The sequence below is a fragment of the Flavobacterium cutihirudinis genome (assembly GCF_003385895.1).
In the GTDB taxonomy this organism is placed as follows: domain Bacteria; phylum Bacteroidota; class Bacteroidia; order Flavobacteriales; family Flavobacteriaceae; genus Flavobacterium; species Flavobacterium cutihirudinis.
Window position 1 is genome coordinate 679,221 of record NZ_QRDQ01000007.1, and the last position, 22,419, is coordinate 701,639.

Annotated in this window: 8 protein-coding genes; 7 read left to right on the forward strand and 1 reads right to left on the reverse strand. The window is 35.7% G+C overall.

Annotation, left to right across the window (positions count from 1 at the left end):
• Positions 1 to 48: 48 nt before the first annotated feature.
• From BD847_RS03000 to BD847_RS03030, 7 genes are all read left to right on the forward strand, one after another.
• On the forward strand, positions 49 to 3,219 hold the full coding sequence (locus BD847_RS03000; protein ID WP_115886771.1) for a TonB-dependent receptor: 3,171 nt from the start codon (positions 49 to 51) through the stop codon (positions 3,217 to 3,219).
• 94 nt (positions 3,220 to 3,313) lie between these two features.
• A complete protein-coding gene (locus BD847_RS03005; RefSeq protein WP_115887330.1) occupies positions 3,314 to 3,787 on the forward strand; it encodes a DUF6495 family protein in 474 nt (157 codons plus the stop codon).
• Between the two features lie 1,225 nt (positions 3,788 to 5,012).
• Positions 5,013 to 15,656: an Ig-like domain-containing protein gene (locus BD847_RS03010; protein WP_115886772.1), complete on the forward strand. Its 10,644-nt coding sequence runs from the start codon at positions 5,013 to 5,015 to the stop codon at positions 15,654 to 15,656.
• Between the two features lie 46 nt (positions 15,657 to 15,702).
• Positions 15,703 to 16,635: a PorP/SprF family type IX secretion system membrane protein gene (locus BD847_RS03015; RefSeq protein WP_115886773.1), complete on the forward strand. Its 933-nt coding sequence runs from the start codon at positions 15,703 to 15,705 to the stop codon at positions 16,633 to 16,635.
• An 11-nt stretch (positions 16,636 to 16,646) separates the two neighbouring features.
• Entirely contained in the window at positions 16,647 to 18,584 is a 1,938-nt protein-coding gene (locus BD847_RS03020) for an OmpA family protein (protein WP_115886774.1), read from the forward strand.
• Positions 18,585 to 18,829: 245 nt separating this feature from the next.
• On the forward strand, positions 18,830 to 20,836 hold the full coding sequence (gene ligA / locus BD847_RS03025) for an NAD-dependent DNA ligase LigA (protein ID WP_115886775.1): 2,007 nt from the start codon (positions 18,830 to 18,832) through the stop codon (positions 20,834 to 20,836).
• Positions 20,823 to 21,518: a lysoplasmalogenase family protein gene (locus tag BD847_RS03030; protein ID WP_115886776.1), complete on the forward strand. Its 696-nt coding sequence runs from the start codon at positions 20,823 to 20,825 to the stop codon at positions 21,516 to 21,518. The genes ligA and BD847_RS03030 overlap by 14 nt, the downstream gene beginning before the upstream one ends.
• Here BD847_RS03030 and BD847_RS03035 read toward each other — a convergent pair.
• Positions 21,504 to 22,415, reverse strand: a complete 912-nt coding sequence (locus tag BD847_RS03035) for a bifunctional metallophosphatase/5'-nucleotidase (RefSeq protein WP_115886777.1) — start codon at positions 22,413 to 22,415, stop codon at positions 21,504 to 21,506. The genes BD847_RS03030 and BD847_RS03035 overlap by 15 nt on opposite strands.
• Positions 22,416 to 22,419 lie beyond the last annotated feature (4 nt).

The following is a 22,419-nucleotide window of genomic DNA, read 5'->3' on the forward strand; positions in this document are numbered from 1 at the left end:
TTTTTTTTGCCTATTTTCGAGTTGAATAACTAACTCAAAATCAGGAAAATGAAAAAAATCTTTGTGTTAATGCTGTTTTTGCTTGGACTCACCGTGGTCACAGGGCAAACTACTACTTCAAGTATTAAAGGAATTGTTAAAAGCTCTTCAAATGAGCTGCTGCCAGGTGCTGGTATTTTAGCAATTCATACACCAACCGGAACAAAATACTCTGCTGTTTCTAACGAAGATGGAAGATTTAGTATTTTGAATATGAGAATTGGAGGACCGTACAAAATTGTGGTAACATTTGTAGGTTTTCAGGATCAGGAATATTCGGATGTGTATCTGGATCTGGGAAAACCATTTAATATGGATGTATTGTTGGCTGATCAAAGTCAAACTCTGGAAGAAGTTAAGGTTACTGCTAAAGATAAAGTCTTTAAAAGTGGAAAAACAGGAGCTGAAACTACGATTGGCAGAAGAGAGTTAACGGCCTTGCCAACAATTTCAAGATCTGCTGAAGATTTTACCCGTTTGGAGCCAACAGCGAGTGGTGGATCTTTCGGTGGAAGAAATGATCAGTATAATAATTATTCTTTAAACGGTGCAGTTTTTAATAACCCTTTTGGTTTAGATGCTGCAACCCCTGGAGGGCAGACTGGTGCGCAGCCAATTTCGTTAGATGCAATTGAGCAAATTCAAGTTGCTACAGCTCCTTACGATGTTACTTTGTCTGGTTTTACTGGAGCTTCAGTAAATGCGGTTACAAAGTCTGGAAGCAATGAGTTTCATGGTACTGCTTATGCTTTTTACAGAAATCAGGATTTGACAGGAAGCAAGGTAAAAGGGGAGAAAATATTTGTGCCTTCTCTGGAGCAAACTCAGGCTGGATTTAGTTTGGGAGCGCCAATAATTAAAGATAAATTATTTATTTTCGGGAATTTTGAAATTGATAAACGAAGTGATTTAGGATCTAACTTTGTTGCAAATAATAATGACGGCGTTACCGGAATTAATGAATCGAGAGTTTTGGAATCTGATTTAATTGCGGTTTCAAATGCTTTGGCAAATTTGGGTTATAATACTGGAGCTTATCAGGGATTTAAACATGAATCTAATTCAAGTAAAGGAATTATAAAATTAGACTGGAACATTAATGATAATCATAAATTGGCAGTGATTTATAATTTTCTAGACGCATCAAAAGATAAACCGGCACACCCAACCGCTCTTGGATTTAGAGGGCCAAGTGCTTCAATTTTACAATTTCAGAATTCGGGCTATGAAATTAATAATAAATTAAGTTCGTTTTTAGTGGAGCTGAATTCAAAATTTAGTGAAACAGTTTCGAATAAGTTACAGGCTGGTTACACACATTTTAATGATTATAGAGATCCGTTTTCTGTTCCGGCACCTGTAATAAATATTCAGGACGGGGCAGGATCAAATTATATAATTGCCGGCCATGAACCTTTCTCGATAAATAATACTTTAGATCAAAAAGTAATTCAGATCACAGATAATTTGACTTATACTGTTGGTAAACATGTATTTACTTTTGGTGGTTCTTTCGAGAAATTTGCCTTCAAAAATTCCTTTAACCTGGCAGGATATGATAATTTCGGGAATCCTAATGGTTACGCGGGAACATTCTTTACTCCGTATTTCACAGTGCAAGATTTCTTAGATGATGCTGCTAAACCTTATGCATCAAGTATTATTGCCCAAAATCTTAAATATGCTCAGGATACTTATAATACAAAAAGTCAGTTTGCGGTAGGAAGTGATGGCGGATGGAAATTAGCTGAGTTAAATGTAGGTCAATTGGCTTTTTATGCACAGGATGATATTAGTGTAAATGATGATTTTAAATTGGCTATTGGTTTAAGAATTGACAAACCTTTGTATTTTAATACTGCAGATTTGATCCAGAAGTATATTGATACTGATAATGGAGGCTCTGGTAGAGATAATAGCATAGATTATTATAATCCACAGACTGGTCAGGAAGTAAAATTAATTTCGACTGATTTGCCTAGTGATAAAATCCTTTGGTCGCCAAGAGTTGGGTTTAACTGGGATGTAAAAGGAGATGCGACTTCTCAACTTAGAGGAGGATCTGGGATTTTTACAGGAAGAATTCCGTTTGTTTGGTTAGGAAATCAGGTAAGTGGTGCTGATGATAGCTTTTTGCAAATTATGGATCCGAGTTTTAAATGGCCACAAGTGTGGAGATCAAGTTTAGGTTATGATCATAGATTTGAAAGCAATTATATCGTATCGCTTGATTTGGCTTATAATAAAGATATCAATGGCGTACATGTTCAGAACTGGGGTTTAAAGCCTCCAACAGGAACTTTGGCGGGTGTTGATAACAGATTGATTTATACGGCAGCAGACCATGGAGCAAACAATGCTTATGTAATGACTAATTCAGATAAAGGAAGTGCCTTTACGGCAACTGTAAAAGTGCAAAAAACTTTTCTGAATGGGTTATATGCAAGTGTGGCTTATAATTATTTAAAATCGCAAGATGTTAACTCAATTGAAGCAGAAATCACTGGAGATGCATTTGCTTTTAATCCGGCTTTAGGAAATGTAAATAACGATGTTTTGTCTAATTCGAAATATGGTGATACACACCGATTTATTGGAGTAGCATCAAAAAAATGGAAATATGGAAAAGACAAATGGGCGACTACAGTTTCTACCTTTTTAGAGTATGCTCAGGGCGGACGCTATAATTATACTTACGGCGGGGATATTAATGGTGACGGCTCTTCTGTTAACGATTTAATTTATATTCCAACAACGGCCGAGATTGGACAAATGAATTTTAGTGCTCCAGGTCAGGCAGCTGCTTTTGATGCGTTTATTTCTCAGGATAAATACATGAAAGATAGAAGAGGGCAATATGCAGACCGTTATGGTGCTATATCTCCATGGAGAGGAAGATGCGATCTTAAAGTAATGCAGGATTACAATTTTAGAGTTTCTTCGGCATCTGAGAAAACAAATACAATTCAGTTTAGTATAGATGTTTTGAACTTTGGGAATTTGATAAATTCTGATTGGGGCGTTGTACAAGTACCTACAAGTGTTCAGCCAATTGGTGTGACTGTCGCAGGAAATGTGCCAACATACACATTTAATAATACGCTTGTAAAAACATACAATTATGATGCGAGTTTGACATCGAGATGGCAAGCACAATTTGGTATCAGATACATTTTTTAGTAAAGTAAAAAAAGTTATAAATTTGCCCTCGCGTTTGCGAGGGCTTTTTTTTGTAAAAAATCAAAAGTCTTTTAAACGTTTAAACTTTACAAAAATGAAATACGCAAGATTAACAAAAGAGCAATTTGATGAATTGCATGCAGAATTTGCCAGTTTTTTAGCAACTCAAGCAATTGATAAAGCAGAGTGGGATTCTCTTAAAACCAACAAGCCTGAAGTTGCTGAACAGGAATTAGATGTTTTTTCAGATTTGATTTGGGAAGGTGTTTTGTCAAGAGCTGAATTTTTGGAACATTTTTCAAAAAACCATATTTTTCTTTTTCAATGTTTTGATACTCATGTACAGTCAATTGTATTAAAAGCATTAGTTCCAGAGACGGATTTTTTAAGTCAGGAAGGTTTGCAATGGCTAAGCGACAATATGTTTACTGAAAATATTGAAATGAAAGTTGGTAAAAAAGTGTTTACTGAAGATCGAAATGCATCTATTTTTCAATTAATTCAACAGGGAGCTTTTTTAAGTGATGGACAATTGTTTAAACAGATCAATAGTATTATCGAGTCTTAAGAGTTTTTTAAATTTTTAAATACAATAAAAGGTTAAACAAATGGAATTTTCATTGTTTAGCCTTTTTGTATTTTTTTAACAGTTGTTTAATTTTTATTGTTTTTTTAAACAGGTACTTTTACGTGTTTTTTTATAAAGAAGCAATAATTTAGGATTTTGATTAAAATAATGTAGGTTTTGTCTGTTGTTTTTTGAATTTGTTAAATTAGAGCTGATAAAAATCCTTTACAATGTAGGATTTTACTTTAAATATTTCAATTTTGTCTAATCTTTTGCTTTTGTAGTTTTAATTCTACAATCCGTTTATTGCCTTGAAATAGCTACTTTTTCCTATAAAAAACGCCGTTTTTGATACTTCTATACTGTTGTATTTACTTCGAAGATCAAAAGTATGCTTGTTTTGTATTTTTCTTTTCCTTAATTTTAGAATAATAAAAGTTAAACAAAATAGTCTGATGTCTTTTTGAAACCATCTTTAAAACTTGTTTTTGTTTAATGTTGTCAATTAAAAAAGTCTGTGTAATAATAAGCCTGTATTAAATAACTTAAATTAGTTTGCATATGGAAATGACAATTACTCTAATTATTAAGTTCGTATTTGCGATTCAAATTCTGTTAGTCTCATTTTTTATCTTTTTTGAATTTACTTCTATAGTAAATTTTATTTCAACTAATATATTTCATAAAAATTATAATAGTTCAAGTTTTTCATTTTCAAATCCCAATCGGCGATTTTGTGAGTGAAAAACTTTTTTGTGTTTATTCGTCTCAAACAGATGGATAAGGATCAAAAAATCGTATCTCAATTATTTTAAATTAAATGACTAATTTAAAATAGCGAAAAGTTCTCAGAGGACTAATCAACTTCTTTGAATATTGAGGTATTCTATATAATAATAAAATTCCCCCCGTTTAGCTCAACTTAAATTTTCTTTTTTGAAAATTAAGCATTTAATAAATCGCTCCTTTTGGAAGACTGATTCAGATCTTTATTTCCTAAAAGTTAAGACATTTTTGTTTTAAAGTGATATAAAAATGCTTTTTGGTTTACTATAAAGTGAACGCGACATTCCATGTATTTTTTTTGGGATATAATTTAAAGTTCTAAGTTTTAGAATTTTAAGTTTTATTCTAAGCAGTTGATTATTAGTGTTTTTTGAATTGCCTAAGCATACGTGCTTATCGCAACAGGTATTTTATTGTCCATTTTCTAATCTTCCAAATTATGAAAAAAAAATTTACTTTTTATGATCTCCTTGTTAAGAAGAGATTGTTTAGTTTGCTTTTTTTATTGCTTTTTTGCAATTTAAGTATTGCGCAAACTTTTTGTAGACCAGACTCACAGACTAATAGTACTGGCGGTCTTTTATGTGTAGGAATGAGTGTAACGAATCCAAATAATGCATTTGATTCGAGTATGTCAACTTATGCATCTATTACGAACGTGCTCGGCTTAGGCTGTTTTGCGCAGGAAACATTGCATTTTAATCAAACTGCGATGGCCGGAGATCAAATAGTAATCTATTTGGGTGAAGGCAACGGTTTATTGGATGTCGGTGTTTTAGCAAATGCTACTATTCAGGCAAAGAACGGTACTACAAATGTTGGTTCGCCAATTGCGTTGAATGATCCAATTTTAAATCTAAATTTATTATCCGGAGGAAATATTGCAGTAATAAAGTATACGCTACCGGGAAATGCAAATCAGGTTCAAATTCAATCGGGTGGACTTTTGTCTGCATTGGTTAATTTAAGGATTTATGATGTGCGATTGCAATTTGCTACACCAACTATTGCAGGAGGAGAAACACAATCTGTTTGTTTTGGCCAATCTATTGCTCTTTCCGCTACACCTGTAACGGGGACAACAATTGCATGGTACGATACACCAACTGCAACTACGCCACTTTCAACTACTTCGACGTATACGCCACCCGCTTTAACAGCTACTACAACTTATTATGTAAGTACTTCAAGAAATGCTGGTTGCGAAAGCGATTCCAGACTTCCTGTAACTATAAATGTTATAGAACCGATACAACCTTCAATAAGTGCGACCGGAACTTCAATTTGCTCTTCGAGCGCGACTCAAGCGACTACACTTTCCGTTATAAATCCTGTTCCGGGAACTACTTATTCATGGTACAATGTTGCCACGGGGGGAACGGCATTAACTACAAACAATACTTATACACCAACTGTTCCGGTAGGTGTTACTGATTTTTATGTAGAAGCTGCGATTGGTTCTTGCAAATCAGCCCGAACTAAAGTAAGTGTTACATCTACTCCTGTTCCAGGATTAGCAACTGTGTTAACACAAAGCGTATCAATATTATCAGGACAGAATGCAACTCTAAGCGCTTCAACATCAGAAGCGGGAGTTGTTTTAGATTGGTATGATGTACCAACGGGAGGAACTAAATTATTAGGTGATTCTAATACTTTTACAACTCCAATTTTAACAGCTACTAAGACTTATTATATTGAGTCACGTAATAGTACTGGAGGATGTGTAAGTGCTTCAAGAGTACCGGTGACGATAACTGTTTTACCAAATCCGTTGGGAACATGTTTGGAAGCAAACAGTCAGCAAACGTCTCAATTCGGAATATGTTTATTATGTTCTACTACAACACCAAATAATTCAGTTGATGGAAATCCTGCAACCTTTGCAAGACTTACTCTTCCGGCAGGTTTATTAAACGGATGGATTCAACAAACATTACAATTTAATAATTCTGGAAAAAAAGATGATATTATAGATGTCGAACTTGCTTTGCCTGGAGGAATTGCTGATGTTTCTTTACTTGGAGCAGTTAGTCTGGCAACTTACAATGGGTCAACTTTTAATAATGACAGAGTTTTTATAAACAACACCTTAGTGTCTTTACAGTTATTATCAGGTGACAGATTTAGAGCAAGTATCGTTGCAGGAGGGACATTTGATCGTGTAGAGATTAGATTGGGAGGTACTTTAACCGTACTTACAAATTTAGATATTTATCAGGCAACATATAGATATAAAGCGCCAACCGTTACTGGTAATAAAACCATCTGTGCAGGACAGACAACAACTTTGACAGCAAATTTGGAAGTTGGTGAGACTGTAAACTGGTATGATGCTATAACTGGAGGAAATTTGTTGACCTCTACAGCAGCATATACCACATCTGTTTTAAATACAACAACTACTTTTTATACTGAAATTACACGTAATGGATGTGTTAATAGCGTAAGAAATCCTGTAATTGTTACAGTAAATAATCCTGTGGCTCCCTCAACAGTAGTTGCAAGTCCTTCTAATTTATGTAGTGGAGCGTCTACAACCATAACAATTCAATCGCCGGTTGCCGGTACAACTTACAATTGGTATGATGCTGCAACTGGAGGGAATTTAGTTTTTACAGGTGAAATTTTCGCAACTCCTAATTTGACTGCAACTACCACTTATCATGTAGAAGCAGTAATTGGTACTTGTGTAAGTACAACACGTACCGCTGTGAGTGTAAATGTAAATGCACGACCAGCAGCACCAGTTCCGGTATCTTCAAATGTGGTTATTCAATCCGGTCAGAATGTAACGCTGGCAGTTACCAATACTCCCGGGTTTACCTATACTTGGTATGATGTTGCAACAGGAGGGGCTTCCTTAGCTACTGGAAGTACTTATTCACCGAGTCCGGCTTTAACTGCAAACAAAACATTTTATGTTGAAGCAAGAGATTTAACAACGGATTGCCCAAGTAGTACGCGAGCTGCTATTACTGTTACGGTTATAAACACGGTTAGTAGTTGTTTACAGCCAAGTACGCAAGCAATAACTGTTGATCCTGGTTTATTATGTGTTGCGTGTAATGGAATTAATGGGCCTAACGCCGTTGATACACTTCCAAATACATTTTCTTCTCTAACTATAACTGCGGGAGTACTTAATTCATACATACAACAGGAACTAACTTTTTTAACACCTGGTCAAACGGGAGATATTATTGATGTCGAATTAGAATTACCTGGTGGTCTTGCTGATATTGCATTATTGGGATCTGTAAGTATAGGAACTTCAAATTTAGGAGTAGAAAATCCTGGTAGACTTGCCGTAAACAATAATCTATTGAATTTACAAGTATTATCAGGAAATAGATTTAAAGTTAGCTATCCAGCAACTGCAGCATTTGACAGAGTTGATATTAGATTGGGAGCTTTAGTTGGTTTGTTGACTACTTTGAATGTTTATGGGGCTTCCTATAGATTTCCAAATGCTACAATAACTGGTGCATCATCGCCTATTTGTTCAGGAGGAACTGCTACTTTAACTGCTACTTCTACAGGATCAGAAACATTTACATGGTATGATGCTCCAACGGGAGGTAATCCGGTTGCTGTTAATCCAACTAGTCCATTAACAGCAAATACGACTTATTATTTAGAGGCGGCACGTGGTACTTGTATTAATAGTGTGCGTCAACCTGTTACGGTTAATGTATTAGCAATTCCAACTGCTAATGATATTACAATTACAAGTCCTTTAACCGCTTCTTGTGCGGGAGGAATTGTATTGACTCCAACATCTGCTTTAGCAGGAGCAACTTTCAAATATTATACAACTCAAAATAAAACGACCGAAATTGTGACTGGAACTGTAGGGAATTTGACCTATTCTAAAGATCCTGTGACGGGTGCACTTACTATTAGCGGTCTTACAAGAGGCAATGCTCCTTATACTTATTATGTATCTGTACTTAATGGAGGAGTTTGTGAAAATCCGGTTGGCTCTTTAAAACCAGTTGTGATTAATTTTCCGGCAGCTTCTGACTTAACAGTTACATCTCCTTTGATTGCATGTGCTAAAGCAAGTTTAAAAGACGCTATCACAAATTTTGATAACTTAGGAAATACAACTTATACTTTCTTTGATTCAGCAGATAATCCAATTACAGAGCAGGCTGCGACAAATATTTTGAGTAGCGGTAATTATTTTATTCAGGCTCAAACAAATGGTGTTGCTTGTCCGTCAGCAAAATTACCTGTTACTGTTACCGTTAATCCTTTGCCAACATTAACAGGAGTAACCAGTTCAATAGCGGTTACAAAAGGAACTTCAGTAGCATTAGCAGCAACATCAAATGGAACAATAACATGGTATGATCCGCAAGGAAATGTTTTGCCTTCAAATAATACAGGTGTTTTAAATACTGTAGGAACATTTACTTATACCGTAATAGCAAGTATTGGAACTTGTACTACAAGTCAAACAGTAACAATAAGTGTTATAGATCCTGCAACTTGTGATTCATTGTTTGAAAGAGTGTATGCTACTACTCAATCGTCAGCATCAATTATTACAGGTGGAGTATCAAACGGACCTTTGGCTGTAGATGGAGATCCTAGTACTTATTCTACAATAACTACAGGATTAGGACTTTTAGGAATAGGAACTACATGGCAGAATCTGCAATGGCCAACCACTATTACTAAAGGAACTCCGGTAACAGTGAAAGTTGGTTTAGAGTATAGTGCATTAGCAGTTGGCCAAAGTCTTACTGTAATAGGTACTAAACGTAATGCATCAAATAATCCTATTGATATTGGAACATTACAGACAGTATCAGGATCATTATTGAATTTATTACCAGGTCAAAACTCATTTGAATTTACTTTTGTTCCTTCTAACAATTCCGGACCTCAGGATTATGATGGTATCCGAGTACAATTAGGATCAATTGCAAGTCTCGCACAGAATGTAAATGTTTATGATGCACACTATGAGAAAAAAGTAGATCAAATTGTATGTGGGCAAGGTGATATTGAAGATATTTTTTATGGAGTTGAAGATCTTGGTCTTGGAGTTTTAACTTCTACAGTTGGTGTTTCTAATGCATGGAATGTTGCTGATGGAGACGTATCTACTTATGCAACAATGTTTAATGCAGTTGGAGTACTTGCTAATGCGCAACTTTCAGCAAAATTTAGAACACCATCAATGGTTGGTGATACACTTAGAATTGTGATTTCGAAACCGGGAACAGTTTTAAGTCTAGGCTTGCTTAACGGATTTACGGTTCAGCTTTATTCAGGAAATATTGCTGTCGGAGGTCCAATCACCAATTCGTCAGGTTTATTGACTTTAAAATTACTTTCTGCCGATACCATGGCAATGACACTTATTGCCCCTCAAACCCAACCTTATGACAAAGTTGTTATTAGTTTAGGAGGAGTTGCTACTGTCTTAGATCAGTTAAGAGTTCATACGATTGATCGTACAACAAATACCGAGGTCATAGGAGGTGACCCTGATAATAAAGTAACGGTTTGTCCCGGTACAGATATTACACTCAAAGTACCGCCTAAATCATGTGCAGATTATGTTTGGTATGATTCTCCAACTGGCGGAAATGTGGTAGCAAGTGGTCAGACCTTTACACTTCCGGCTACAATTGCAGCAGGAACTTATAAATATTATGTTCAGCCAATTCGTTACGGTTGTGCGGCTTTAGAAAGAGGATTAGTGACAGTAGTTGTTACTGCTACTACTCCGGCAGGAGCAATCACTAACATAACAGTAAATGGAGGAAACAGTTCCGTTATTTGTGCTGAAGATGGAAAAGTTACATTGGATGCAGTTTTAAGTGGAACTCCAGTACTTGCGAATCCAGTATATTCATGGTATAGTTTTGATGGTACAACAAGTAATTTAATAGTGGGAGAAACAGCTTCTAAATTAAATCTAACTGGATTAACGCCTGGGACTTATACGTATTATGTTGGTGTTCGTTCTGATGTAAATTGTGAAACTGCTCCGGCAGACAGAACACAAGTTACATTTACAATCTTGCCAAGCTCTTTGATTACAGATATTGTTGCCGATAATGCTACAATCTGTCATGATAGTGACGCCGTTTTAACACCATCTAGTAATTTAGTTAATCCGGTATTCTTTTGGTATTTAGATGAAAATAAAACACAACCTATTTCTAACGGGACAATTAGCAATGTAACGTATAGTATAAGTAGTACAGGAGCTTTAACAGCTTCTGGTTTAACTACTGCTATGAGTCCAATTACATATTATGTAGCAGTAGCAAGTGATAATACTTGTCAGAATAAAAATGGTGAATTAAAAGCGGTTACGGTAATCGTTAACGATCCGCCTACACCAACATCTACTAGTTACAATCAGAATTTCTGTTTGGTAGATGCGCCAACGGTTGCAGATCTTCAGGTTAACGAAGCAGATGTAGTTTGGTATGATGCTGTAAATGGAGGAAATTTAATTGCATCGACAACAGCATTAGCAACAGGAATATATTATGGAGCCATAAGAGATGTTGTTGGTTGCGAAAGCTCTGTTAGATCTATCGTAAATGTTACGGTCGGTGATCCGGGAACACCTGTTATTACAAATACTTCACAGGATTTCTGTTTGGTAGATGCACCAACAGTGGCAAGTATCGACGTAACTCCAGCTACAAATATCGTTTGGTATGACGCTTTAAGCGGAGGAAACTTGCTTGCTTCAACAGCAACATTAGCAACCGGAACATACTATGCAGCAATCAAAGATCCAACAACAAATTGTGAGAGCAATGTTAGATTGGCAATTGCGATCAGTGTAACGGATCCTGGAACGCCAGTAATCACAAATACTACTCAGGATTTCTGTTTAGTGGATGCTCCAACAGTGGCAAACATCGACGTAACTCCAGCGACAAATATCGTTTGGTATGACGCTTTAAGCGGAGGAAACTTACTTGCTTCAACAGCAACATTAACAACAGGAACATATTACGCAGCAATCAAAGATCCAACAACAAATTGTGAAAGCAATGTTAGATTGGCAATTGCAATCAATGTTAACGATCCTGGAACTCCGGTAATCACAAATACTACTCAGGATTTCTGTTTAGTGGATGCGCCGACAGTGGCAAGCATCAACGTAAGCCCGGCTACAAATATCGTTTGGTACGATGCAATGAATGGTGGAAACTTACTTGCTTCAACAGCAACATTAACAACCGGAACATATTACGCAGCAATCAAAGATCCAACAACAAATTGTGAAAGCAATGTTAGATTGGCAATCGCGATCAGTGTAACCGATCCTGGAACACCTGTTATTACAAATACTTCACAGGATTTCTGTTTGGTAGATGCACCAACAGTGGCAAGCATCGACGTAAGTCCGGCTACAAATATTGTTTGGTATGACGCTTTAAGCGGAGGAAACTTGCTTGCTTCAACAGCAACATTAGCAACCGGAACATACTATGCAGCAATCAAAGATCCAACAACAAATTGTGAGAGCAATGTTAGATTGGCAATTGCGATCAGTGTAACGGATCCTGGAACGCCAGTAATCACAAATACTACTCAGGATTTCTGTTTAGTGGATGCTCCAACAGTGGCAAACATCGACGTAACTCCAGCGACAAATATCGTTTGGTATGACGCTTTAAGCGGAGGAAACTTACTTGCTTCAACAGCAACATTAGCAACTGGAACATATTACGCAGCAATCAAAGATCCAACAACAAATTGTGAAAGCAATGTTAGATTGGCAATTGCAATCAATGTTAACGATCCTGGAACACCAGTAATCACAAATACTACTCAGGATTTCTGTTTAATTGATGCACCAACAGTGGCAAGCATCGACGTAACTCCAGCGACAAATATCGTTTGGTATGATGCTTTAAGCGGAGGAAACTTGCTTGCTTCAACAGTGACATTAACAACTGGAACATACTATGCAGCAATCAAAGATCCAACAACTAATTGCGAAAGCAATGTTAGATTGGCAATCGCAATTAGTGTAACTGATCCTGGAACACCAGTAATCACAAATACTACTCAGGATTTCTGTTTAATTGATGCACCAACAGTGGCAAACATCGACGTAACTCCAGCTACAAATATCGTTTGGTATGATGCAATGACTGGCGGAAACTTACTTGCTTCAACAGCAACATTAACAACCGGAACATACTATGCAGCAATTAAAGATCCAACAACAAATTGCGAAAGCAATGTTAGATTAGCAATCGCGATCAGTGTAACGGATCCTGGAACACCAGTAATCACAAAAACTACTCAGGATTTCTGTTTAGTGGATGCGCCAACAGTGGCAAGTATCGACGTAAGTCCGGCTACAAATATTGTTTGGTATGACGCTTTAAGCGGAGGAAACTTGCTTGCTTCAACAGCGACATTAACAACCGGAACATACTATGCAGCAATCAAAGATCCAACAACAAATTGTGAGAGCAATGTTAGATTGGCAATCGCGATAAGTGTAACGGATCCTGGAACACCAGTAATCACAAATACTACTCAGAATTTCTGTTTAATTGATGCACCAACAGTGGCAAGCATCGACGCAAGTCCTGCTACAAATATCGTTTGGTATGACGCTTTAAGCGGAGGAAATTTGCTTGCTTCAACAGCAACATTAGCAACTGGAACATACTATGCAGCAATCAAAGATCCAACAACTAATTGCGAAAGCAATGTTAGATTGGCGATCGCAATTAGTGTAACTGATCCTGGAACACCAACATCAGGTGACTTGACACAAGATTTCTGTTTGGTTGACGCTCCAACTGTTGCCGATATTCAGATTGATTCGCCAACAGGAGGAAGTATAGTTTGGTACAGTTCTGCTACAGGTGGTACACCAATTGCTGCTACAACTGCTTTGACTACAGGTTCTTATTTTGCTTCTATTTTAAATGCAACTACAAATTGCGAAAGTAACGTAAGACTGGAAGTTGCTGTTAGTGTAACAGATCCAGGAACACCGAGCCTTGTAACAGCAGGAACACAGAATTTCTGTTTAATTGATGCGCCTACATTTGCAAGTATTCAGTTGAATGAAAGTAATATTGTTTGGTATACTGCATTAAATGGAGGAACTTTAATTCCGTCAACTAATGCATTGACTAACGGAACATACTTTGCAGCAATCAAAAATCCTACCTCAGGTTGCGAAAGTGCTGTAAGATTATCAGTAACGATCAATGTTAGTGATCTTCCTACGCCTACAACAACTTCAGTTTCTCAGGTATTCTGTTCAGGAAATAATCCAACGGTTGCTGATATTCAGGTAAATGAAACGAATGTAGTTTGGTACAATGCTGCAACAGGAGGTTCATTAATAGCTTCAACAACAGCTTTAGCAAATGGAGATTATTATGCAGCTTTAAAAGATGCTACAACAGGTTGTGAAAGCACAGTAAGACTAAAAGTAACGGTTACGATTGGAAACACTGTTAATCCAACTACGACAAATACAGCTCAAAGTTTTTGCTCAACAAGCGCTCCAACAATTGCTAGTATTCAGGTAAATGAAAGTGGTGTAACTTGGTTCAGCAGTGCAACAGGAGGAACAGCAATTCCGGCTACAACGGCATTGACTTCAGGAATTTACTTTGGAAACATTGTAGATCCGATAACAGCTTGTGAAAGTTCAACCCGTCTTCAGGTAACTGTTACGGTTTCAAATCCAGCTGCAACACCAACTACAACAGACACAACACAGGATTTCTGTTCTATTAATGCACCGACAGTGGCTAATATTCAGGTTAACGAAGCTAATGTTGTTTGGTACAGTTCAGCGACAGGCGGAACAGCAATTCCGGCAACTACCGCTTTAACTAATGGTATTTATTATGGAGCAGTTTCAAGTACAGTGAACTGTGAAAATCCTGTAAGATTGGCGATTACAGTAACTGTTAATACTCCAGGTGTGATTACAACGCCTAGAACAACACAGACTTTCTGTTTATCAAAATTGCCAACAATTGCTAATATATTGGTTAACGAAACAAATGTTGTATGGTATGCTTCGGCTACAGGCGGAACACCTTTAGCAGCCAACACACCTTTAACAGCTACAACTTATTATGCTGCAGCTCTTAATAATAATTCAAATGGCTGTGAGCGTGCGGCAAGATTAGGTGTAACAATTAGCTTCGAAAATGATGCTTTGGTTCCAATTACTACAAGTGACGATACTCCATGTGTTTTCCAAGGTGTAACTTATTCTGTGGCAAACGGAAAATCAAATTACGTATGGTCAATTACTAATGGTACAATCGTTACAGGCGGAGGAACTGCTGATGGAAATGTAACAGTTTCATGGTCAGATGTTGGTCCAGGTACAGTGAAAGTTACTTACATCAATACTTGTGATGAAACTACAACTAAAACATTAGATGTGGTAGTAGCTACTTGTTCAGATTTAACAATTACGAACACAGTTAATAATCCAACTCCAAATATTGGAGAGCAGGTAACATTTACTGTAACTGTAAATAATGTTGGAGAAGGTGATTTCATTAACACTTTGGTAAGTGATTTATTGCCAAGTGGCTATGATTTGGTGAGCAGTAGTACTACTGCAGGCACCTATGATCCGACAACACAAGTTTGGACAATTCCTACTTTAGACGCAGGAGAAAGCGTAACGCTAACGATAGTTGCCGAAGTATTGCCGGCTGGTAATTACCTAAATGTTGCTACTATTGAAATTTCAACTCCTATAGATGTAGATGCAACGAACAATTCGGCTTCAGCTTCTGTAGATCCTATTTGCTTAACAGTTTATAATGAGTTCACTCCTAATAATGATGGAGCAAATGACCTCTTTAGAATTGATTGTATTGAAACCTTCCCGAATAATGAATTGAAGGTTTACAACAGATACGGAGCATTAGTATACAGCAAAAAGCATTATGAAAATGATTGGAATGGAACTGCCAATGTATCAGGAGTAATTAGTAGAGGAGATATGCTGCCAACAGGTACTTATTTTTATGTGATAGATATGGGAGACGGAAGAGTTAAAAAAGGATGGTTATCTATAATGAGATAAGTAAGCCGGATTATCCTCTAATTAATTAAACTAAATAAGTATCGTTATGAAACTATATATAAAATCATTAGAAACATATTTTATTCTCGTATGTTCTTTAATAACATTTTGTGCAAACGCACAACAAGATCCTGAGTATACGCAGTATATGTATAACACTATGGCGGTAAATCCAGCTTATGCTGGGTCTACCGGCACATTAGAAGCCGCACTTTTGTACCGTTCGCAATGGGTTGGAATTTCTGGAGCGCCTGAAACACAATCATTCTCCATACAAGCACCACTAAGTAATGAGAAAATTGGTTTAGGATTGAGTATTGTTAATGACAAAATTGGTCCTTCAGATGAACTTTATCTTGATGGAAACTTCGCTTATTCACTTCCTTTGGGTTACGAAAAAAGATTAGCCTTTGGTTTGAAAGCGGGTATGAGAATGTTAAATATAGATTGGTCAAAAGGGAGATATTACGATCCAAATGATGTTTTGCTGAATCAGAACATCGACAATCAGGCAAAATTAGCGATTGGAGCCGGGATTTATTATTATACTGATAAATGGTACGTAGGAGCTTCTGTTCCTAGTTTTATCCAAAGCAGTTATTATGATGATGTTCAGGAATCGGTTGATTATGATCGTATGCACTATTATTTCATGGGAGGCTACGTTTTTGACTTGAGTCCGAGTCTGAAATTTAAACCTGCTTTTTTAGTAAAAGCAGTTACCGGAGCTCCTCTGACAGCTGATATTTCTGCAAACTTCATGATTGCCGAGAAATTTGTTGCGGGTGCTTCTTACAGAACAGATGATTCTGTGAGTTTACTGGCAGGTTTTCAGATTTCGCAAAGTTTTTATATAGGATATGCTTTCGATTATACAGTAAGCGATCTTAATAAATACAACGACGGAACTCATGAAATTATCCTGCGTTATCAGTTTAATAAAGGCGAACGCAAAATCAAATCTCCTCGATTCTTCTAAATTTAAATCCTATGAAAAAAATATATATCCTAAGTTTAGTCCTGAGCATTACATTTAGTTTTGCTCAGAAGACTAATTTGAAAAAGGCGGATGCACTCTTCAGAAATTTCGCTTACGCAGATGCGTCAAAAGCGTATGAAGAATGTTTACAGAACATCAAAAATCCATCAGCGCAGACTTTAAAGAATGCAGCAGATTCGTATTACTTTATTTCTGATGCCAGAAATGCACTTAAATGGTATAAAAAGTTATACGAAGTTCAGGGAAATAATTTAACTGATATCTACTATTTACGCTACATTCAGTCTATGAAAGGAGTTATGGATTACGAAGAGGCAGATAAAATCACAAAAGAATATCTGACCAAAAAAGGAGACCAGAACGAGGTTAATAGATATGTGGCTCAAAAAAAGCAAATGGATAGCCTTGCGAAAACGAAATCACTTTATGAAGTAAAAAATCTCGATATTAATACCAGTAAATCTGATTTTGGAGCCACATTCTTTCAGGACAGAATTGTTTTTACTTCTGCAAGAGATACAACTAAATTCAGCGAAAAATTGTACACCTGGAACAATCAGCCGTTTTTGAATCTTTATTTAGCAGATAGAAATCCTGCCGACGGAAGTTTGTATAATGAAACGGTATTTCTTCCAAATGTCATGACCAAATATCATGAAGCAACTGCTTCGTTTGATGCTAGCGGAAAGACAATTTATTATTCAACAAACATTGTAAAAAAGAACAAATTGGTGGTTGATGAAACCAAAACCAATAATTTTCAAATTGTTAAAGGAAATATTGTAAACAATAAGCTGGAAAATCCACAGAAGCTTTTCTTTGATAATGATGATTATTCTGTTGGACATCCTTCATTAAGCGAAGACGGACAATGGCTTTTCTTTGCATCTGATATGACAGGTGGTAATGGTCAAACCGATTTGTATTATGTAAAAATAGCCGCAGACGGAACAATGAGTTCTCCGGTAAACCTTGGTCCAAAAATTAATACAATTGGAAACGAAGTTTTTCCTTATTTCCGAAATGGGAAACTTTATTTTTCTTCTGATGGACATTACGGTTACGGTGATTTAGATGTGTATGAAAGCAAGCTTTTGGCCGATGGAACTTTCTCAGATCCGGTAAATTTAGGAATGCCGATAAATAGCAATAAAGACGATTTTACTTTTATAATTGATGGTTCAGATTCTTACGGCTATGTTTCATCAAATAGAGCAGAAGGTAAAGGCGATGACGACATTTACTCATTTGTAAAAGGAAAACCAGTTTGCAACCAAAGTATTTCGGGCATTGCTGTTGATCGTAAAACGAAATTGCCATTGACAGATGTTTCTATCATAGCTTACAATTCGTATAGTGATATTTTAGCCGAAACAAAAACAAATTACGAAGGTAAATATGCTGTTGTAGTTCCTTGCGGGAAAATTGTAAAAATGATTGCTGCAAAACCAAATTACAGCAGCGACGAAAAAACAGTTGAAACTACAATGGAAAACGAGGGAGAAATTAAAGATGTTAATTTTGAACTTAGCAATTATGATGATTTGGTTGTGAAGAAAAAAGGTGTCGAAAAAGTAGATGTAAAACCAATTTACTTCGATTATGATAAATACGATATTACACCTTTGGCAATCGAAGAATTAACAAAGGTAGTTTTCATCATGCAGAAGTTTCCGAACATCAAAATCAAGATTGAATCACATACAGATTCAAGAGGAAAAGATGCTTACAATTTGAAGCTATCTGATAACAGAGCCAAATCCACACGAGATTATATAATTTCACAGAATATTGATCCTGCCCGAATCGAAAGTGCAATTGGCTACGGAGAAAGCCGATTGATTAATAAATGCAAAAACGGTGTAAAATGTACCGAAGAAGAGCATTTATTAAATAGACGTTCAGACTTTATCATTATCCAAAAATAGTTTTATATTCTCGATCTAATTATGTTATAATCAGGTTAAAGTGTAAAACGAAAAAACCATTTGGAAGTTGGTTTTGTTTAATTATTCTTTTAGAATAATGGACAAAAAGAAAATCAAGTTGCATCATTTTGCAGCTTGATTTTTGATTTTTTAAAAGTTTTGTTTTTTAATGTTTTTGAAAAAAAATAATCCTAATTTTGATGTTCAGTTTTTCAAAAATACAATCAGCATCATTTTAATATCTTATGACTATTCAAGAGACAATTCAAGCCTTACGAGACGAACTTAATCAGCACAATTACAATTATTATGTGCTTGATAATGCTACAATTTCAGACTATGACTTTGATATTAAATTAAAAGAACTTCAGGATTTAGAAAATAAACATCCCGAGTTTTTTGATGAACATTCTCCAACACAACGTGTAGGTGGTGCTGTAACCAAAAACTTCAAGACTATAGCGCATCAATACCGTATGTACTCGCTGGATAATTCTTATTCAAAAGAAGATTTATTGGATTGGGAAAACAGAATCCAAAAAGTTTTAGGAAACGTAAAATTAGAATATACATGTGAACTTAAATACGATGGAGCTTCGATTAGTATAACGTACGAAAACGGAAAATTAGTTCAGGCATTAACACGCGGAGACGGTTTTCAGGGAGATGAGGTTACCAATAATATCAAAACCATTAAATCAATTCCGTTGCAATTAAAAGGGAATTATCCGGACAAATTTGATATTCGAGGCGAGATTATTTTGCCACATGCAGGTTTTGAAAAAATGAACCAGGAACTAATCGAAATAGGAGAGACACCGTATTCGAATCCAAGAAATACTGCTTCTGGTAGTTTAAAATTACAGGATAGTGCTGAAGTGGCTAAGCGTCCTTTGGAATGTCTTCTTTATTTTGTTACTGGAAATAATTTGCCTTTTTCTTCACAATTCGAAGGTTTAGAGTGTGCCCGAAAATGGGGATTTAAAGTTCCAAAAGAAGCAAAATTGGTTAGCAACATGCAGGAAGTATTTGAGTTTATCGATTACTGGGATGTTCATCGTCACAATTTGCCTTATGAAACAGATGGTGTTGTAATCAAAGTTAATAGTATTCAGCATCAGGAAGAATTGGGGTATACCGCAAAATCACCTCGTTGGGCTATAGCTTATAAATTCAAATCAGAACAAGTTTCTACGAAACTGAAATCAATATCTTATCAGGTTGGGCGAACAGGAGCTATTACTCCAGTTGCAAATTTAGAACCAGTACAATTGGCAGGAACAATCGTTAAAAGAGCTTCTTTGCACAATGCAGATCAGATCGAAAAACTGGATATTCGAATAAATGACACTGTTTTTGTAGAAAAAGGAGGAGAAATTATCCCAAAAATAATTGCAGTTGATTTAGATAAACGTCCTGAAAATTCAGAGAAAACACATTATATTACACATTGTCCTGAATGTCAAACAGAACTAGTTCGAAATGAGGGAGAAGCAAATCATTATTGCCCTAATTTTTACGGATGTCCTCCACAGATTATTGGCCGCATACAGCATTATATTTCAAGAAAAGCAATGGATATTGAAGGTCTTGGAGGAGAAACGGTTGCGCTTCTTTTTAATAATGGATTGGTACACAATTATGCTGATCTATATGAATTGAAGGTTGAAGATATTTTGCCATTAGAAAGAATGGCTCAAAAATCGGCAGAAAATTTAGTAAAAGGAGTAGAAAAATCTAAAGAAATTCCGTTTGAAAGTGTTTTATTTGCTTTGGGAATACGCTTTGTTGGAGAAACTGTAGCAAAAAAATTAGCGAAGCATTACAAAAATATCGATGCATTAAGTCAGGCATCGCTGATGGATCTTATTCTGGTTGATGAAATTGGAGAAAGAATAGCCAAAAGTGTTATTGAATTTTTTGAGAATGAAGAAAATAAACGTATTATTGAACGTCTGAAAAGTTATGGTGTTCAGTTTGAAATAGTAGAAAAAATTAACCCAAATGCTACCGAGAAATTTATTGGAAAAACATTTGTTGTTTCTGGAGTTTTTGCACAATTTTCGAGAGATGAATTGAAAAAGACGATAGAAGATAACGGTGGTAAAGTTGGAAGTTCAATTTCTGCAAAAACAGATTTTGTAGTGGCAGGAGATAATATGGGACCGGCTAAATTAGAAAAAGCAAGTAAACTAAATATTCCTATATTGTCTGAGGAAGATTTCATAAAAAAATTAAATGAAAGCGAATAAGCCATCGTTAATTTTATTTTTTATAGCGTTATTTTTTACAATTATTTTTGATTGTATGAAATACGATGCTTTGTCTATTTATGCTAAAGCTGTCGTTTTGCCTGCAATATTCTTTTATTTTTATATCAGTAATGAATTTAAAATAAGAAAAACGGAAGCGTTGATTTTTTTCTTTTGTTTTGTAGGTCAGGTTTTTGATCTTATGGCAGTCGAAATTTCTGAAATTGGAGGAGTAATCAGCTTCTTAATCGTTTATTTATTGATTATAAAGCTTTTCGTTGTAGATCACGAACGAATAAAACTTAGAAGAAAAGACATACTCCCAATTTCAATTGTAGTTATTTTTATTGTTTATCTGCTTGTTTCTGTTTTGAGTCTTCAGCTGGATAACATGAAAAAATTCAACCTCTTATACACATTTTACGGAATAGTATTAAGTGTTTTAAGTTATTATGCTTTTGTAAGTTATATTACAAAAGGAACTCATTTAGCGCTTTTAATGTCACTAATGGCAATAAGTTATATTTTCTCTGATATCTTTTACATTTTCAATGAATATTTTTCATATTCAATCGTGCTAGTCCTTATTCGGGATGTTACCCAAATATTTGCCTATTATTTTATGGCGGAGTATTTTCTTGAAAAAGTAAAAACAAATAAAAAAGTATTATACAATAATTGATCTTCCCTGATTAGTATGGGCTTTGTTTTTATCAAAATAAAAATCAATTCTGCCTAAATTTATTCCGTAACAACCCACCTGATTTACCAAAACATTTTCTCCTGCTTTGTTTTTTACAATTGTAGGTTTGTCAAGAAAGGTATGCGTGTGTCCACCAATAATTAAATCGATATCCTGCGTTAATTCGGCTAATTTTAAATCAGATATTTTAGATTCTTCGTCGCGATATTTGTATCCTAAATGTGAAAGGCAAATCACTAAATCGCATTTTTCCTCTTTCTTTAATAATTGCGTCATATCTTGGGCAATTTCAACAGGATCGTTGTAAACAGTTTCCTGATACATTTTTTTGTCTACTAAACCATCAAGTTCAATACCAAGGCCAAAAACACCAACTTTAATTCCGTTTTTGTTGAAGATTTTATAAGGTTTAACAAGACCGTTCATCACGGTATTTTTAAAGTCATAATTAGAATTGATAAATTCAAATTTGGCATGTGGCATTTGAGCATATAAACCATCAAGACCATTATCAAAATCATGATTTCCTATGGTTGAAGCATCATATTTCATCATGCTCATTAATTTAAACTCAAGTTCTCCTCCATAATAATTGAAGTACGGAGTTCCCTGAAAAATATCTCCCGCGTCTAATAATAGCACATTCGGATTTTCCTGACGGATAGTTTCAATAAGTGCCGCACGTCGAGATACGCCGCCTTTGTTTGCATTGCGAGGATCATCAGCCGGAAAAGGATCTATATGACTATGAACATCATTGGTATGCAAAACGGTTAGATGTTTGATATCGTTAGACTCAAAACTGCTTAAAGATAAGCCTAAACTTAATAAGGCAGTACTTGCTGCAGTTTTTTCGATAAATTCTCTTCTTTTCATGGGA

Excerpts from the sequence above, each read along its gene's own strand:
- ligA (WP_115886775.1), top strand. The coding sequence starts at position 18,830 with ATGACTATTCAAGAGACAATTCAAGCCTTACGAGACGAACTTAATCAG.
- BD847_RS03020 (WP_115886774.1), top strand. The coding sequence starts at position 16,647 with ATGAAAAAAATATATATCCTAAGTTTAGTCCTGAGCATTACATTTAGT.
- BD847_RS03035 (WP_115886777.1), bottom strand. The coding sequence starts at position 22,415 with ATGAAAAGAAGAGAATTTATCGAAAAAACTGCAGCAAGTACTGCCTTA.
- BD847_RS03030 (WP_115886776.1), top strand. The coding sequence starts at position 20,823 with ATGAAAGCGAATAAGCCATCGTTAATTTTATTTTTTATAGCGTTATTT.
- BD847_RS03005 (WP_115887330.1), top strand. The coding sequence starts at position 3,314 with ATGAAATACGCAAGATTAACAAAAGAGCAATTTGATGAATTGCATGCA.
- BD847_RS03015 (WP_115886773.1), top strand. The coding sequence starts at position 15,703 with ATGAAACTATATATAAAATCATTAGAAACATATTTTATTCTCGTATGT.
- BD847_RS03010 (WP_115886772.1), top strand. The coding sequence starts at position 5,013 with ATGAAAAAAAAATTTACTTTTTATGATCTCCTTGTTAAGAAGAGATTG.
- BD847_RS03000 (WP_115886771.1), top strand. The coding sequence starts at position 49 with ATGAAAAAAATCTTTGTGTTAATGCTGTTTTTGCTTGGACTCACCGTG.